The 15322-nt window shown below is 42.8% G+C and carries 12 protein-coding genes and 2 pseudogenes; 3 read left to right on the top strand and 11 right to left on the bottom strand.

All coding sequences use genetic code 11. The features are described from left to right. The first annotated feature begins 1 nt into the window (after position 1). Positions 2-1375 (top strand): ATP-binding protein, encoded by a 1374-nt coding sequence (locus B9T23_RS14165; protein WP_067723090.1) that lies wholly within the window; start codon positions 2-4, stop codon positions 1373-1375. A 220-nt stretch (positions 1376-1595) separates the two neighbouring features. Further along, positions 1596-2661, top strand: a pseudogene (locus B9T23_RS14170) (IS701 family transposase). A 58-nt stretch (positions 2662-2719) separates the two neighbouring features. On the opposite strand, the pseudogene B9T23_RS17055 reads toward B9T23_RS14170, so the two are convergent. Then, positions 2720-3014: pseudogene (locus tag B9T23_RS17055) on the bottom strand (hypothetical protein). 176 nt (positions 3015-3190) lie between these two features. On the opposite strand from B9T23_RS17055, the gene ppk1 reads away from it, so the two are divergent. Then, positions 3191-5272: a polyphosphate kinase 1 gene (gene ppk1, locus B9T23_RS14180; RefSeq protein WP_086194569.1), complete on the top strand. Its 2082-nt coding sequence runs from the start codon at positions 3191-3193 to the stop codon at positions 5270-5272. A gap of 259 nt (positions 5273-5531) precedes the next feature. Here the strand turns inward: ppk1 and B9T23_RS14185 are convergent, their stop codons facing one another. From B9T23_RS14185 to paaC, 10 genes are all read right to left on the bottom strand, one after another. Continuing rightward, the gene (locus B9T23_RS14185; protein ID WP_067723092.1) at positions 5532-6131 is read right to left on the bottom strand and encodes a DapH/DapD/GlmU-related protein; all 600 of its coding nucleotides are present in this window, start codon (positions 6129-6131) and stop codon (positions 5532-5534) included. Between the two features lie 28 nt (positions 6132-6159). Beyond that, positions 6160-7101 (bottom strand): phenylacetic acid degradation operon negative regulatory protein PaaX, encoded by a 942-nt coding sequence (gene paaX / locus B9T23_RS14190; RefSeq protein WP_067723093.1) that lies wholly within the window; start codon positions 7099-7101, stop codon positions 6160-6162. 63 nt (positions 7102-7164) lie between these two features. Next, on the bottom strand, positions 7165-8457 hold the full coding sequence (gene paaK, locus B9T23_RS14195) for a phenylacetate--CoA ligase PaaK (protein ID WP_067723095.1): 1293 nt from the start codon (positions 8455-8457) through the stop codon (positions 7165-7167). A 60-nt stretch (positions 8458-8517) separates the two neighbouring features. After that, on the bottom strand, positions 8518-9729 hold the full coding sequence (pcaF, locus tag B9T23_RS14200) for a 3-oxoadipyl-CoA thiolase (RefSeq protein WP_067723097.1): 1212 nt from the start codon (positions 9727-9729) through the stop codon (positions 8518-8520). A 12-nt stretch (positions 9730-9741) separates the two neighbouring features. Continuing rightward, positions 9742-11295, bottom strand: a complete 1554-nt coding sequence (locus tag B9T23_RS14205) for a 3-hydroxyacyl-CoA dehydrogenase (protein ID WP_067723099.1) — start codon at positions 11293-11295, stop codon at positions 9742-9744. A 3-nt stretch (positions 11296-11298) separates the two neighbouring features. Beyond that, entirely contained in the window at positions 11299-12090 is a 792-nt protein-coding gene (gene paaG, locus B9T23_RS14210; RefSeq protein ID WP_067723103.1) for a 2-(1,2-epoxy-1,2-dihydrophenyl)acetyl-CoA isomerase PaaG, read from the bottom strand. Then, complete coding sequence (locus B9T23_RS14215) at positions 12090-12860, bottom strand: enoyl-CoA hydratase-related protein (protein WP_086194570.1); 771 nt, start codon at positions 12858-12860, stop codon at positions 12090-12092. Before B9T23_RS14215 ends, paaG begins: the two co-directional genes overlap by 1 nt. 40 nt (positions 12861-12900) lie before the next feature. Beyond that, a complete protein-coding gene (gene paaE, locus B9T23_RS14220; protein ID WP_067723104.1) occupies positions 12901-13959 on the bottom strand; it encodes a 1,2-phenylacetyl-CoA epoxidase subunit PaaE in 1059 nt (352 codons plus the stop codon). Between the two features lie 64 nt (positions 13960-14023). Further along, a complete protein-coding gene (paaD, locus tag B9T23_RS14225; RefSeq protein ID WP_067723105.1) occupies positions 14024-14524 on the bottom strand; it encodes a 1,2-phenylacetyl-CoA epoxidase subunit PaaD in 501 nt (166 codons plus the stop codon). A gap of 28 nt (positions 14525-14552) precedes the next feature. Then, entirely contained in the window at positions 14553-15308 is a 756-nt protein-coding gene (gene paaC / locus B9T23_RS14230) for a 1,2-phenylacetyl-CoA epoxidase subunit PaaC (protein ID WP_067723106.1), read from the bottom strand. Between the last annotated feature and the right edge of the window lie 14 nt (positions 15309-15322).

A 15322-nucleotide genomic window follows, 5' to 3' on the forward strand; every position in this document is an offset into this window, starting at 1 on the left:
GATGCACAAACCGAACAGCTTAAAGTGGCGCTTGGTCAGCAGTCTATTGGCAGTGATGATCTGTTTATGGAGTTTGGTTTTTGTCTGGCTGTATATCAACTTACAAAAACGCCTGCAAGATACTTTAGATCAGCGTTTATTGGCTTCGGCACAAATGGTGGCTCGCCTGATTCAACAATTGCCGATGCAAAGTTTGGATGAGTATGCTCTAGCCCAACAGCTTCATTCCACAGATCAAGAACAACTGATTGCCTGTGAAGTGTCATTGTTTAGCTCGGATGTGAGTGTGGGACAGCATGTGGTCGCTAAAACGCGTGGTGCACCTAAAAACTTAAGTCAACAAGCAGTTGGTTTTAGCACATGGCATCAAGGTGAAATAGAGTGGCGGAGTTATGTCTTACGTCGGGATGATATTCAAGTGGTGGCCGCGGAGCGGATGTTCCTACGTGAATCATTGCTCAAACAGATTTTGCAATCGGTCTTAATTCCACTGATCTTATCTTTGTTGCTGTGTATTGGCTTAATTATTCTGATTATTCGTCGAGAGTTTAAAGCTTTAGATGAGATCTCGGCCTATTTAAGTCAGCCGAATTTATCAGTGAATGATGCTACCAAATATTTAAAAACTTTAGATGCGAAAACCATGCCCTCTGAGGTACAACCTTTTGCACAAAACTCCAAACGCTTGGTGCATAAACTGCATCAAAGTCTGGAAAATGAAAAAGTCTTTAGTGCCTATGCTGCCCATGAATTGCGTAGTCCGCTGACTGCCATTAAAACTCATGTGCAATTGGCACAGCTCATGGCACAAGCAGATGGCGGTCCGAAACTAAAACATAGTTTAGATCAAGCCAATAAGAGTATTCTTCGCTATTCTGAATTACTTGAACAACTGCTGATGCTGTCCAATACCGATCAAGCACTTGAACATTTGGCGGAGTCGGTCGAACTAAAACTAGTAGTGGAAAAAGTACTATACGATTTACAGATGCAATACCCTGAAGCGAAAACTAAGCTTCAGGTTGATTGGCAAAGCCTAGGTCATCTGCCTTTACCTGAATTTGTACTCTATACCATTGTAAAGAATATTCTAGAAAATACCCTTCTACATGCCGATGCTGATAACGTTAAGATTGCCATGCATGACAATATTTTGATCATTCAGGATAATGGCACAACTTTAAATAAAGATGATATTCAGTATTTAGGGCAACGCTTTTGGCGTAAATCAGCACAGCAAAAAGGCCATGGCCTAGGATTGTCTTTAGTCAAAATGATGCTAGGTCAATATGGTTACGAACTTAGATGTGAACAGAATCAGCCTACAGGATTAAAAATTATTCTTTCCACCTTATCCCAAACCAAAAATAGATGAACTATAGGTTTTCGCCACTATTATTGCTGAGATGGTGGCAGGTTAACTCAGACTTGAAATTTAATAAAATCTGAAACTTAAAGTCTAAAATCGCATAGATTTATCCATTTTTTACCCTTGCAACCCTCTCAATCCTAAAAACTATTACTTCTCATAGTAAGTTCATGAACTTATTAACTGATGTTACGCACTCGATTGAAAAAGTCTTATAATTCGTAGCATGAATAAAGATTTATTAGACCTCTATACAGACTACCTGATTTGTTCAACTGAGCAGACAACAGCAACCCAATTATCAAGAATGCTTGATGGTCATGTAAGTCATGATCAGGTTACCCGTTTTTTGTCTAGCCAATCCTTTACTGATAAAGATTTATGGAAACTCGTAAAACCTACACTCAGGTCTATCGAGTCAGAAGAGGATGGGGTTTTAATTTTTGATGACACTATCATTGAAAAACAATGGACTGATGAAAACGAAATCATTTGTTATCACTTTGACCATAGTAAAGGCCGTTCAGTCAAAGGCATTAATTTGCTCAATTTGATCTATCATCACAATGATATTTCACTCCCCTTAAGCTTTCACATTGTGAAAAAGCCTATCTCTTACTGTGATCTCCATACTCGTCAAATTAAGCGCGAAAGTATGGTCAGCAAAAATGAAATGCTGCATCAAATGTTTATGCAAATGATTGCCAATACTGTGAAATTTAAATATGTTTTATTTGATAGTTGGTATAGTTCAAAAGAAACATTCGATTTGATTCGCAAGAAAAGGAAGCATTTTATTAGTGCATTAAAGAGTAATCGGCTGATCGCATTAAGTGAAAAAGATAAAAGAAATGGTTCGTTTCCAACAAGTAAGAGAAATTGGCTTAAAAGATGGTGAAATTGTACGTGGTTGGCTCAAAGGATATTCTCATGAAGTCCTCATTTGTCGCCAAGTTTTTACAAACAAAGATGGAAGTACAAGCTCATTGGATCTAGTTTGCAGTGATTTGTCTTTAGATGGAAATGATATTACCCGTATTTATCAAAAACGATGGAATATCGAGGTTTATCATAAATCACTGAAATCGAATGCATGCATTTCAAAATCTCCAACTCGAACAGTAAGAACTCAAAGTAATCATTTGTTCTTATCAATTTGCAGTGTACTGAAGTTAGAGCAATTAAAGATCCATCATAAGATGAATCATTTTGCTCTGAAAGCAAAAATATATCTGAACTCTTTAAAAGCAGCCTATGCAGAAATTTCTTGTTTTAAAAAGGCTACTGCGTAACATCAGTTATTAAATTAAAAAAACGCATTTAATTTAAGCTAAATGATTAAAATCATTACTAATTATTCATTAATAAAATTATGAAGTGAACTTCAGGGGGAACATAAGTTAAATTATGTTTTCCAAATTGAAGTTGATATTTATCTAACGTAATTTTTATTTCTATATTTTCTTTTTGTTGTACTCAAAGCAGAATTAGCTACTTCAGAGGCAAATTTAGGATCATTCATCAACTTTGAAAACAATTTATATCCCATGAATGCCTGACTTGAAATGTTTCTTTCTTTTATATTATTTTCAATAAGTTGACATAATATACGCACAAAAAAACTTTCATGTGATTTACAGCTTATTGTCTACATAAAGAACACTTTATAAAAATAAAATCTGAATAAAATATATTTTAATTACAATTATTTAATTTTAACTTTTAGTCTAAGTAAAAGTGAACTTGTAATATTTCTGTCACAATTTGTTCTTAATATCCCTGCCGAGTCAAATCAGGCTTGTTAGAAGATCAATATTTATTATGTCGGCTGCAAAAAAAAACTTACATAACTCTCATACCTATATAAACCGTGAACTTTCCTTACTGGAATTTCATAAACGTGTTTTGGCACAGGCAAAAGATAGCTGTCATCCTTTACTGGAGAGATTCAAGTTTTTAATTATCTTTTCAAGTAATTTAGATGAATTTTTTGAGATTCGAGTCGCAGGCTTAATGAAGCAGCTCGACCTTAAATTGATCACCAGCGCTCCTGATAGCATTCCGAATGAAGTAATTTTGCAACAAATATCAGAAACAGCACATCGTGCGGTAGAAGAACAATACAAAATTTTAAATCAAACATTATTGCCAGAACTTCAAAATTACGGCATTCGATTTATTCAGTTTAACGACATCTTAGAACGGCATCACGAGTGGATTAAAAATCACTTTTTTAAACAAATTCAGCCAGTTGTAACGCCAATCAGCTTAGATCCTGCTCACCCCTTTCCACGTTTAGTCAATAAAAGTCTTAATTTTATCGTGTCATTAGAAGGTCAAGATGCTTTTGGCCGTCATATAGATTTAGCCATTGTTCCTGCGCCTAGATCTCTTCCTCGTGTTGTTCGGTTACCAGATGAATTATGTCCTAAAGGTGAGCAACATTACATTTTACTGTCTGCCATGATTCAATATTATGTCAATGATCTGTTTCCTGGAATGACTGCTACAGGCTGCTACCAATTTCGCGTGACAAGAAATGCAGATTTGACTTTAGCAGCAGATGTAGATGATCTTGCGATTGCCTTGAAAGATGAACTTTCGTCTCGCCGGTTTGGTCGTGCGGTAAGGTTGGAAGTCGATCAAAAGTGTCCAGACAAACTGAATAATTATTTATTGGAACAGTTTAATCTGACCCAGCAAGAACTTTATCGAGTAAATGGCCCGGTCAATTTAACCCGTTTCTTTATCGACTTTGATATTCCAGAACTCAACTTCAAGCCATTTCAGCCAGTTATTCCAAAGGTATTACGCAATCAGAATCTCATTTTTGATGTATTAAAAAAAGAAGATGTTCTTTTGCATCATCCTTTTGATTCTTTTCAGCCTGTGATTAATCTACTCAGAGAAGCAGCAAAAGACCCGCATGTTTTAGCGATAAAACAAACCTTATATAGAAGTGGTCCCGATTCTGAAATTGTCCAAGCACTGGTAGAAGCAGCGCGAAATGGTAAAGAAGTCACTGCAATCATTGAGCTTCGTGCCCGTTTTGATGAAGAATCAAACATTATTGTAGCCAATCTTTTACAAGAAGCAGGTGCTGTAGTGGTATACGGCATTGTTGGCTACAAAACCCATGCAAAAATGATTTTGATCGTGCGTAGAGAAGGTGAAAACCTGCGTCGATACGTGCATTTGGGTACAGGGAACTACCATGCTGGCAATGCCAAAATGTATACAGATTATGGACTTCTCACCACAGATGATGATATAGCAGAAGATGTGCATAAGATTTTTCAAGAGCTGACCGGTATGGGACGAATGGCCAAACTGAAAAAATTATTTCATGCGCCATTTACCTTACATGACCAGCTTTTACACTATATTGAACAGGAAACTCAGTTTGCCCTTTCAGGCCAACCTGCGCGTATTATTATTAAAGTGAATGCATTAACTGAGCCTCAACTGATCTCGGCTTTATATCAAGCTTCACAAGCCGGGGTAAAAATTGACTTAATTATCCGTTCAATTTGCTGTTTACGACCACAAGTTGAAGGCTTATCTGAAAATATTACAGTGCGTTCCATTGTTGGAAGATATTTAGAGCATACCCGTGTTTATTATTTTTATCATAATGGTGCAGAAAAATTATATTGTGCCAGTGCCGACTGGATGGGGAGAAATTTATTCTCCAGAGTTGAAAGCTGTTTTCCAATTGAGAATAAAAAAATTAAAAAACAGATTATCCAAGATGGCCTGCTCAGCTATTTAAAAGATAATACAAGAGCCTGGGAACTTGATGCGAATAGCCAATGGACTTTGACACAGCCGAAAGAGAATGAGGAAAAGTTTATGGCTCAAAAATATTTAATAACTCAAAGGGAAATTAAAACCAAATCGTGAACTGTTTTAGTTATCTAGTTTTTTATAAAAAATAAAGAAAAATTAATCTAATACGGATTATGTGAAGCCCAGATACTAGGTCTGGGCTTTTTTCCTGTTATTTCTATTTGCGACTCACATTTCCGATTCATGTAACGACCATTAGGTTAACGAGGGTATGTTGACATGTGTTGTTTAAAAAATAGCGAGAAAGTGGAATTCAATCGCTAAACCAAATCTACCTCTCGCTATGCCCCGTACAATGCTGCAATGGAAAAAATCAACTATTTTCCTTCAGTACATGTGCCGCATTAAATTCTTTATAAGTGAGTCGATCTGCTGAATCTTCTGACAAAGGCTCAACCTCATACATAGACGAAAGGCAGCGTTCTGCAAGCTGTATATACTGCTCGGTACCCTTGGTTTTCCATGCAATTTCTTTGGCCTCCAAGCTACGGATCACCTTGGCTGGACTACCGAGTGCCAGTGAATTTTCAGGAATCTTGGCTTTGGCTTTTACCGTGCTATTGGCACCAATAATGGTATTTTCGCCAATTTCTGCTTCATCTAGAATGACACTGTTCATTCCCACCAGCACATTTTTGCGAATAATACAGCCATGTAAAATTGCGCCATGTCCAATATGACCATATTCTTCCACTAAGGTCACACTGTCTGGAAAACCATGAATGGTGCATGAGTCTTGAACATTGGCATTTTTCTGAATCCGAATTCCACCAAAATCGGCTCTTAAGGCCGCGAAAGGACCAATATAGACCCCGGCCTCAATCACGACATCACCAATCAGCACCGCAGTCGGATGAACATGAGCTTGAGGACTGACAACAGGGATCACACCATCTATGGCATAACAAGGCATCGTTTTATTCCTTTAAAATCTGATTGCTTTAATAGCTAATTTCTTCCTGCCGCAAACCACCAAAGCGTTTATAAAACTGCGGATGTACAGGCGGCATGGAACCTTCTGAAGTTCGTGCGATATCCATGAAGAATTCTTCACCCGCAGCCACCACGGTTTGATACAAGTTACTGCTTAAGTTTCGGGCATTAATGGATAACCAGTTGGACGGCAATAACTCAAATGGCAGGTTTGGATCTTTTAATAAAATGCGACGATATTGATGAATCAGTAAAATTCGCAGTTGAAAAGCCTGTACCGGATCGAGCTCCTCTTCATTTTCGACTAAATGAAAGAACTCTCTAAACACACCGATGAATTTTTCATAACGCTGATGCAACTCCTGAACCGGCCAATTAGTCTCTACCATGCGTTTCACGGTTGGATAAGATTCTTGCCATAACAGTAAGGCTTCTGCCTTAAATACCACCACCTGCTCTGTCATTTTTAAATTTAACAGCAAGTTTTGCAGTTTGTGGTGATCACAACCCGGATAGGCCATGACATTGGTGGCAATATTGGCAAAACCTAGCCATTCCAGTTCTTTTTTTAGTAGTAGTTTATTTTCCAGTTCAACCGAACTGAGCAGAACCAGATCCCATTTCTGATTCCATTCCTGATGAGTAAAACTGTAAATTTTTTGATCCGCCATAATGAAGCGCTGGCGGCTGCTTTCAGTCACTCGGTAATAACTGGTGCGGCCAATTTTCTCCGAGACCAGCCAGCCATTTTGTACCAGGCGAAACACGGCCGTACGAACGGATCTCTCGTTAAAACCAAATACGTCCATTAACTGAATTAAACTGGCAAGACTGATAATGCCACCGCGGTGAAAAATACAGTCACCAAAGATGGTCATGATTAATGAAGTCCCGCTCAGTGCTTCATTGCGAATAAAGTCATCGATTATTTGTTTTAATTTCGGATTCATTTCGTTTAACTTTACCTTTTAAAAACTGGATGATAGACCATTTGACTATCATCCAATAGTACTTCATGCAGACTTGCGGATATCAAACACACGTTGTGCCTTACCTTCAGAGCGTGGCAGACTGCCTTCTGGTAACACTTCCACACTTACACTAATACCTACCATAGTTTTAATCTGGCCCTTAAGCTGAGTCGCCAACTGATGCGCCATAATATCGCTACTATCTTTACGCATTTCGGTACGGATATGCAACGTATCCATATGTCCATGTTTACAAATATGGATTTGGTAGTTAGGGATTAATTGCTGGATCTGTAAAATCTGCTCTTCAATCTGGGATGGGAATACATTCACACCACGGATAATCATCATGTCATCACTACGCCCCACAATTTTATCCATTCGGCGCATGGTACGTGCCGTGCCTGGTAATAAACGGGTTAAGTCACGGGTACGATAACGAATCACCGGCATGCCTTCTTTGGTAATGGTAGTGAAGACCAACTCACCTAGCTCACCGTCTGCCAGCACTTCACCTGTTTCAGGGTGAATGATTTCAGGATAGAAATGATCTTCCCAGATGGTTGGGCCATCTTTAGATTCCAGACATTCCATCGCCACGCCGGGTCCCATGACTTCTGACAGACCATAAATATCCAATGCATCAATGCCCAGGCGTTCTTCAATCTCCTTGCGCATTTCATTGCTCCATGGCTCTGCACCAAATACGCCAGTTTTAATCGAACAGTTTTTGGCTGTACCAAATTTTTTCTCAAGCGCCTCAATAATATTCAGGCAGTAAGATGGGGTGACCATCAGTGCAGTCGGCTTAAAGTCATGAATCAGCTGCGCCTGACGTTCCGTCTGTCCACCTGACATCGGGATCACGGTTGCGCCTAAACGTTCAACGCCATAGTGAGCACCTAAACCACCAGTAAACAGACCATAACCATAAGATACCTGAATAATATCTTTGCTGGTCAAACCGGCTGCTCGAAGAGAACGCGCCACCACGTCAGACCAGGTATTGATATCATTTTGGGTATAACCAACCACGGTAGGCTGACCGGTGGTGCCAGAAGATGCGTGCACACGTACAATCTGTTCCTGCGGCACAGCGAACATGCCAAACGGATAGTTATCGCGTAAATCCTGTTTGGTGGTAAACGGGAATTTAGCCAGGTCTTCCAGTGATTTGAAATCATCCGGATGCACACCAGCATCATCAAATTTCTTTTTATAAACCGGACTGTTTTGATATGCATGCTGTAGGGTCTTTTTCATACGCTGAAGCTGAACACTGCGTAATTCATCAACCGATACCGTTTCAATTTTTTCCATTGCATTGTTATTCATATTCTTACTCCTGACGCAGTCATCCTGACCACGATTTATTTCATTAATTGAATGATGTTCTTAATCCATATTTTCTAGAATCAGTGCAACTCCCTGTCCTACACCAACACACATGGTGCAGAGTGCATATTTGCCATTACGACGTTTTAGTTCTTTCATGGCCGTGATCACCAGACGGGTGCCACTCATACCTAAAGGATGGCCTAAGGCAATAGCACCACCATTCGGGTTAATTCTCGAATCATTATCTTGTAGACCCAGTTCACGAATCACTGCCAGTGACTGTGAGGCAAAAGCTTCATTCAGCTCAATCACGTCCATCTGCTCCAAACTCAGTCCGGTCTGCTTCAAGACTTTCTGCACGGCTGGCACCGGCCCAATGCCCATATATTTGGCTTCAACACCGGCACTGGCTATCCCGATCACTTTGGCTTTCGGGCTCAAACCATACTGCTGGGCAAACTGCTGATTGCCTAGCAAGACGCAAGCTGCACCGTCATTGACACCCGAAGCATTGCCGGCAGTGACTGAACCGCCTTCTTTACGAAATGGGGTTTTTAAGGCTGCCAGATTGTCCAGCGTAGTCTCTGCACGCGGGTGCTCATCTTGGGAAATGGTGAGGGTGGTTTTCTTCGGACCTTTGACCTCTACCGGCAGAATTTCTTCGGCAAAAATACCTTTCTGCTGGGCTACTGCGGTTTTCTGCTGGCTGTGATAGGCAAACAGGTCTTGGTCTTCACGGCTAATTTGATACTTTTCTGCGACGTTTTCGGCTGTTTCCGGCATGCTGTCAACGCCAAACTGCGCTTTGAATTTTGGGTTGATAAAACGCCAGCCAATGGTGGTGTCATAAATTTCAGGGGTACGGCTGAAAGCAGTCGTAGGTTTGGACTGCACAAAAGGCGCACGGCTCATGGATTCTACGCCACCCGCCAAAACAAATTGTGCTTCACCCGATTTGATGGCACGGGCTGCCAGTCCAATGGCATCCAGACCTGAAGCACATAAGCGGTTCACTGTAATCGCTGGAACAGAATCAGGCAGCCCTGCGAGTAAAGTAGCCATACGCGCAACGTTACGGTTATCTTCACCGGCCTGATTGGCACAGCCTAGGATCACTTCATCCAGTTCAGCCCATGGCAATGCAGGATACTGATCTTTCAGATACTGAATTGGCAAAGCAGCCAGATCATCGCTACGGATACTGCTCAGTCCACCGGCATAACGTCCGATCGGGGTGCGTATTCCATCAAAAATATAAACCTGTTCCATGATTCTTCCTTATTAGCCAGCTACGCGTAATGGGTGCTGCTGAGTTTTCTGTGCATGTCCCTGCACCGCTTTCTTTGCTAAATATATACTAGTTCTATAGCGATCTTCACCATAAATATGATACATATTTTCTAAAATTTGTAAAATTGTGTAATATCCAATCCTATCTGCCCACTCGAATGGACCACAAGGATAATTGACACCATATTTCATAGCAGAATCAATATCTTGTTCTGATGCAATAGCATGCAATACGGCTTCACAGGCTTCATTCACCAGCATGGCGATACTACGTATAACATAAAGACCCGGATGATCCTTAGACCAAATTGGTATCACATTCATACCTATTAGGAATAGTTCTGCCGCTTGGCGCTGTTCTTCACTACACGCCGGTGATGCCACCACCGGAATCGCCTGGGCATTAGCCCAATCTGCATGCCAGTCCATCAACACCACTGGGTCATGCGGATAAGCCAGTTCAACCGACTCACCGAGCGATAATCGCAGGGAAAGATCACCAATCAGGATTTCATTCTGTTCTGCCGCCTGAAAAATCAGTTCCACATGAGATGCCTGTTTTAAACGTTCAATCAGTGCTGCTGAATGCAACCATTCACCACGCACGATGACTTTGAGCTTATTCAGCGACTTGGCATAACATACTGGCAATTCATACACTGGTGCAGGCTTGACCTGAGCGTAATCATAAAAACCCTGACCGGACTTGCGGCCATAACAGCCGGCATCGACCAGCTCTTTTTGAATCAAGGACGGCCGGTAGCGTGGCTCATAGAAAAACTCCTGATAGACACTTTGTGTCACCGAGAAATTCACATCCTGTCCAATCAAGTCTGTGAGTTCACACGGGCCCATGGCAAAACGGCCACATTCGCGCATGATGTAATCGAGCTGTTCCGGTGTGGTAGCATTTTCCTGCAAGGCACGAAAGGCTTCGGCATAATAAGGTCGTGCAACACGATTGACGATAAAACCGGGAGTAGATTTGGCTCTGACTGGAACTTTTTTCCAAGACGCCATCAGGGCAAATACCGCATCGGCAAGGACTGCTGAAGTTTTCAGTCCGCGGATAATCTCGACCAGTTTCATCACGGGGGCCGGATTAAAGAAATGCAGCCCAATCACCCGTTCCGGATGCGGAATAGCCGAGGCAATTGCGGTAATGGAAATCGAAGAAGTATTAGACGCAAAAATCGTCTGTTCCGTGCAAATGGCAGCAAGCTGTTGAAACAGGTTTTGTTTAACCTCTTTCTTTTCGACAATGGCTTCAATAATTAAGCCCGCATCGGCAAGCTGCTGAATATCCTCTGCCACGATCAGATTGGCGAAGGTACTCTCCAGCAATTTTTGGGTCATTTTGCCATTCTGTACGCGCTTGCTGAGCTGCGCCTTTAAAGCAGTTAAGGCACTCTGAACTTTGCTGCTATCGAGATCAAACACATAGGTCGGATGTCCGTGCATGGCTGCCAGTTGTGCAATGCCAATCCCCATGGTCCCAGCACCGACCACAGCAACTTTGACTTGTTCCAAATTGATCTGTTGCATGATTTAGCATCCTTTATATTCAGGGGTACGCTTCTGCATGAAGGCTTGTACACCTTCTTTATAATCGCTTGAACGTCCAGCCAAACGTTGTAAATCACGCTCCAGAATTAACTGCTCATCCAGATTATTGTCGGCTGCAGCATGAATGGCTTTTTTGATCAGGGACAGACCATAGGTCGGTTGCTGCGCCAGATGCTCTGCCAGTTTTTTCGCTTCCGCTTGCAGTTGATCATCTTCAACCACTTGCCAGATCATGCCGAGTTGTACTGCGCGCTCAGCCGGAATTTTATCGCCGAGCATCGCTAGGCCCATCGCCTGAGCACGCCCGACCAGACGCGGCAGGAACCAGGTACCGCCTGAATCTGGCACCAAGCCAAGACGGCAAAAGGCTTGAATAAATGAGGCTGATTTTGCTGCAATCACAATGTCACAAGCCAAGGCAATATTGGCACCTGCCCCTGCTGCCACACCATTCACCGCACAAATCACTGGTTTTGGCATTTCAGTAATCAGCTTGATTAAAGGGTTATAGTATTTTTCAATCGAGAGGCCTAAGTCCGGTGCATCGGCATTCGGATCAACCACACGATCATTCAGATCCTGACCGGCACAGAAACCACGGCCTTCAGCTGAAATCACCACGGCACGAATCTGGCTGTCTTTGGCCCAGGCCTTGATGACCTTGGAGACTTCCTGATGCATCGTTTCATTAAAGCTATTGAGCTGTTTTGGACGGTTAAAGGTCAGGTAGCCCACTGCATTTTTTTCTTCGACAATAATTTTTTGATAATCCATTACACACCTCTAAATTCTGGTTTTCTTTTTTCTAAAAATGCATTGATGCCTTCTTGGCGATCTTGGGTTGCAGCCAGCCAGACAAAATGTTGACGTTCCAATTTCAGTCCCTGACTTAAAGTCACTTCATGAATGGACTTTAAAGATTGCTTGATGGCACGAATGGCCAGCGGTGCCTGCTTGGCAATTTTTTCTGCCAGTTCCAGTGCGTATTGCACGGTCAGTCCTGCTGGGCAGATCTGGCTGCTAATGCCATGTTGCAATGCGGTCTGTGCCGAAATCATTTCACCGGTCATGGCCCAGCGCATCGTCAGCTGCTGCCCAACCAAACGTGCCAAACGCTGTGTTCCACCGGCACCCGGCAGCATGCCTAAGCCAATTTCAGGCAAAGCAAACTGGACATTTTCTCCGGTCAGCACCATGTCACCATGCAAAGCCAACTCAAAACCCGCACCAAAAGCATAGCCATTCACTGCCATGATTAAAGGCTTGGAAAATTCATCAATTTTTTTCCAAAACAATGGGCGTTGGTCTTGCTGGATGCTCACCACATCAAGTTGTGCCAGTTCATTTAAGTCAGCACCGGCAGCAAAGCATTGCGTATTTCCGGTGATGACCACAGCTTTAACAGCAGCATCTGTTTCCAGGTTCTGTAAACAGGTTGCAATGTCTTGCAAGGTGGCATTGTTTAAGGCATTGCGCTTTTCTGGGCGATTCAGCTCGATCAGTACCACACCTGGCTTGGGTGAGCTGGTTTTAATGTAAGCCATCCTTGAACTCCTGCTATACTCGGTACTGTAAATTCAGCTGTTATTCATCAAAACTGAGTCGGACATTGGCCGTGGTTGGACGTGCCTGACAACTCAACACATAACCTTTCTGAATTTCATCTTCTTCCAGACTGTAATTCACAGCCATTTCAACTTGGCCCTCTAACACCTTACATTTACAGGTTGCACAGACTCCGCCCTTACACGCATATGGCAGGTCTGCCCCGGCACGTAGTGCCGCATCCAGAATGCTGTCATCCTGTTTGGATACTTCAACAATCAGCTCACGGCCATCCAGAATAATATTGACGCGTTCTTCGCTACGGCTTTCAATTTGCTGTGCGGTTGCTCTCGGTGCAGTCGCAGTATTGAAGCGTTCGGTGTGAATCTTGCTGCGCTGAATGCCCCAAGTCGGTAATACCGTTTCGACCGCTGCCATCATTTCTTCAGGACCACAAGCAAAACAATGATCGGTGTCTGCTGAGATCAGATTGGCCTGAAACAACTGCTGCAATTTATCCGCATCGATCCGACCGTTAAAGATCTCGCTGTCATTCAGTTCACGTGAAAAAATATTCACCAGTTGCAGACGTTCCTTAAAACGGTCTTTCAGGTCCATGATCTGTTCAGAAAACATGGTCTGGTTCCAGGAACGGTTACCATACACCAAGGTGAATGTTGCTTCCGCTTGACGGTTCAGCACCGACTTCACAATGGATAAGATCGGGGTGATCCCGCTACCGGCTGCGAAGCCTAGATAATTCTGGCCACCGGCCTTGGCTGCTTTCTGAAAGAACACTCCTTGCGGGGGCATGACTTCCAGTACATCGCCCGCTTTGAGATGCTCATTGGCCCACGTTGAAAACTGACCCTGATCAATTTTTTTAATCGCAATGCTCATATCTTCTTGAGTATCACTGCAGATCGAGTAACAGCGGCGCAGCTCACCGTCATCGGTTAAATGACGAATGGTGAGGTGTTGACCCGGCTGATATTGAAAAGCATCAAACTGCTCAGGCGCGAGATCAAAGGAAATGCAGATCGCCTGCTCTGTTTGTGGCTGAATCGATTTAATGGTTAATGGTATAAATTGGCTCATTGGAAAATCCCTCTTTCGTTTTGGCTATTTCTTTTTTGTGTTCACGCAGACGCTAGACCAGACATTAAATACATTTGAAATAGTCAAAAGTTTCTAAGCAGTCCCGACATTGATATAAGGCTTTACAGGCGGTCGAACCAAATTCACTTAATAGTTTGCTGTTCTGGCTTAAGCACTGTGGACAGGTGATGCCATCGGTCAGTGCCACATGCGTACCACAGTTATGTGACTGACCTTGCGGCGGTGCAATACCATACTGCTGTAATTTGTGTTTACCTGATTCACTCATCCAGTCCGTGGTCCAAGCTTGAGACAGATCAACAATGACTTTGACTGGCGTCAAGCCATTCGCTTCGAAAGCCTGGGTAATTTCTGCTTTTAATACATCCGTGGCCGGGCAGCCGCTATAGGTCGGCGTGAGTCGCACCACAATTTCATCCTGCTGATTCAGCTCGACGCCACGAATCATGCCCAGATCAATCACTGACAATACTGGAATCTCTGGATCAGAAACCTGCTGCAAAACGTCCCAACATTGATCTTCTACGTGTCGAATCAGATTCATGCGACTCACTCCCTGTGATTATGCTGAATTACCAGCTCATGTTTGGATATGAGCGCTGCATATATTGCAGTTCGGCCAAAACAAAACCGAGATGCTCTGTATGTAAACCCTGTTTAGCACCACTACGATAAGTGCCCAGCTCTGGCAGGCTTAATTCAAATCGAGCTAACTCGGCTGTAATCGTCTCCAGCCACTGTGCTTTTAAATTTTCAATATTTGGAATTACACGGGTATCAACCAGCTGTCTTTCATCAGCCGTCAGTACAAAAAGTTCCTCGCTAAAACGCCATAACTGGTTTAAACCTTGCTGAGTTTTTTCATGGGCTTCTGCTGTACCTAAACTTAAGCGTTCCATCCAGGTGGTGGAAAAACGCTGGTGATATTTCACTTCTTTGAGTGACTTCACTGCAAAAGCCGCCAACTTAGCATGCTGACTTTCACTTAAGGCACTAAACAATAAAGCGTGGTAGTGGTCCATCAACCACTGGCGTACCAAAGTCTGGGCAAAGTCACCATTCAGCTGTTCACACAGCAGTAAATTACGGTATTCACGCTCAGTGCGGAAGTAAGCCAGCTTGTCTTCATCACGGCCCAAGCCTTCCACTTCACCCGCCAAACTGAGTGCGGTACGTGCCTGACCCAATAAATCCAGTCCAATATTGGCTAAGGCAATATCCAGCTCCAGTTCAGGTGCATGACCGCACCACTCTGCCAAACGATGTGACAGGATCAGTTGACTGTCACCCACATGTAAAAGAAATTCTGCCAATACTTGATTTGTCATAATTTTCACCTTTC

Origin of the sequence: Acinetobacter terrae (assembly GCF_002135195.1) — a bacterium.
Lineage (GTDB): Bacteria > Pseudomonadota > Gammaproteobacteria > Pseudomonadales > Moraxellaceae > Acinetobacter > Acinetobacter terrae.

What these genes read in the sequence shown, in the direction of transcription:
- B9T23_RS14165 (WP_067723090.1), top strand. Translation starts at nt 2, where the DNA reads ATGCACAAACCGAACAGCTTAAAGTGGCGCTTGGTCAGCAGTCTATTG.
- ppk1 (WP_086194569.1), top strand. Translation starts at nt 3,191, where the DNA reads ATGTCGGCTGCAAAAAAAAACTTACATAACTCTCATACCTATATAAAC.
- B9T23_RS14185 (WP_067723092.1), bottom strand. Translation starts at nt 6,131, where the DNA reads ATGCCTTGTTATGCCATAGATGGTGTGATCCCTGTTGTCAGTCCTCAA.
- paaX (WP_067723093.1), bottom strand. Translation starts at nt 7,101, where the DNA reads ATGAATCCGAAATTAAAACAAATAATCGATGACTTTATTCGCAATGAA.
- paaK (WP_067723095.1), bottom strand. Translation starts at nt 8,457, where the DNA reads ATGAATAACAATGCAATGGAAAAAATTGAAACGGTATCGGTTGATGAA.
- pcaF (WP_067723097.1), bottom strand. Translation starts at nt 9,729, where the DNA reads ATGGAACAGGTTTATATTTTTGATGGAATACGCACCCCGATCGGACGT.
- B9T23_RS14205 (WP_067723099.1), bottom strand. Translation starts at nt 11,295, where the DNA reads ATGCAACAGATCAATTTGGAACAAGTCAAAGTTGCTGTGGTCGGTGCT.
- paaG (WP_067723103.1), bottom strand. Translation starts at nt 12,090, where the DNA reads ATGGATTATCAAAAAATTATTGTCGAAGAAAAAAATGCAGTGGGCTAC.
- B9T23_RS14215 (WP_086194570.1), bottom strand. Translation starts at nt 12,860, where the DNA reads ATGGCTTACATTAAAACCAGCTCACCCAAGCCAGGTGTGGTACTGATC.
- paaE (WP_067723104.1), bottom strand. Translation starts at nt 13,959, where the DNA reads ATGAGCCAATTTATACCATTAACCATTAAATCGATTCAGCCACAAACA.
- paaD (WP_067723105.1), bottom strand. Translation starts at nt 14,524, where the DNA reads ATGAATCTGATTCGACACGTAGAAGATCAATGTTGGGACGTTTTGCAG.
- paaC (WP_067723106.1), bottom strand. Translation starts at nt 15,308, where the DNA reads ATGACAAATCAAGTATTGGCAGAATTTCTTTTACATGTGGGTGACAGT.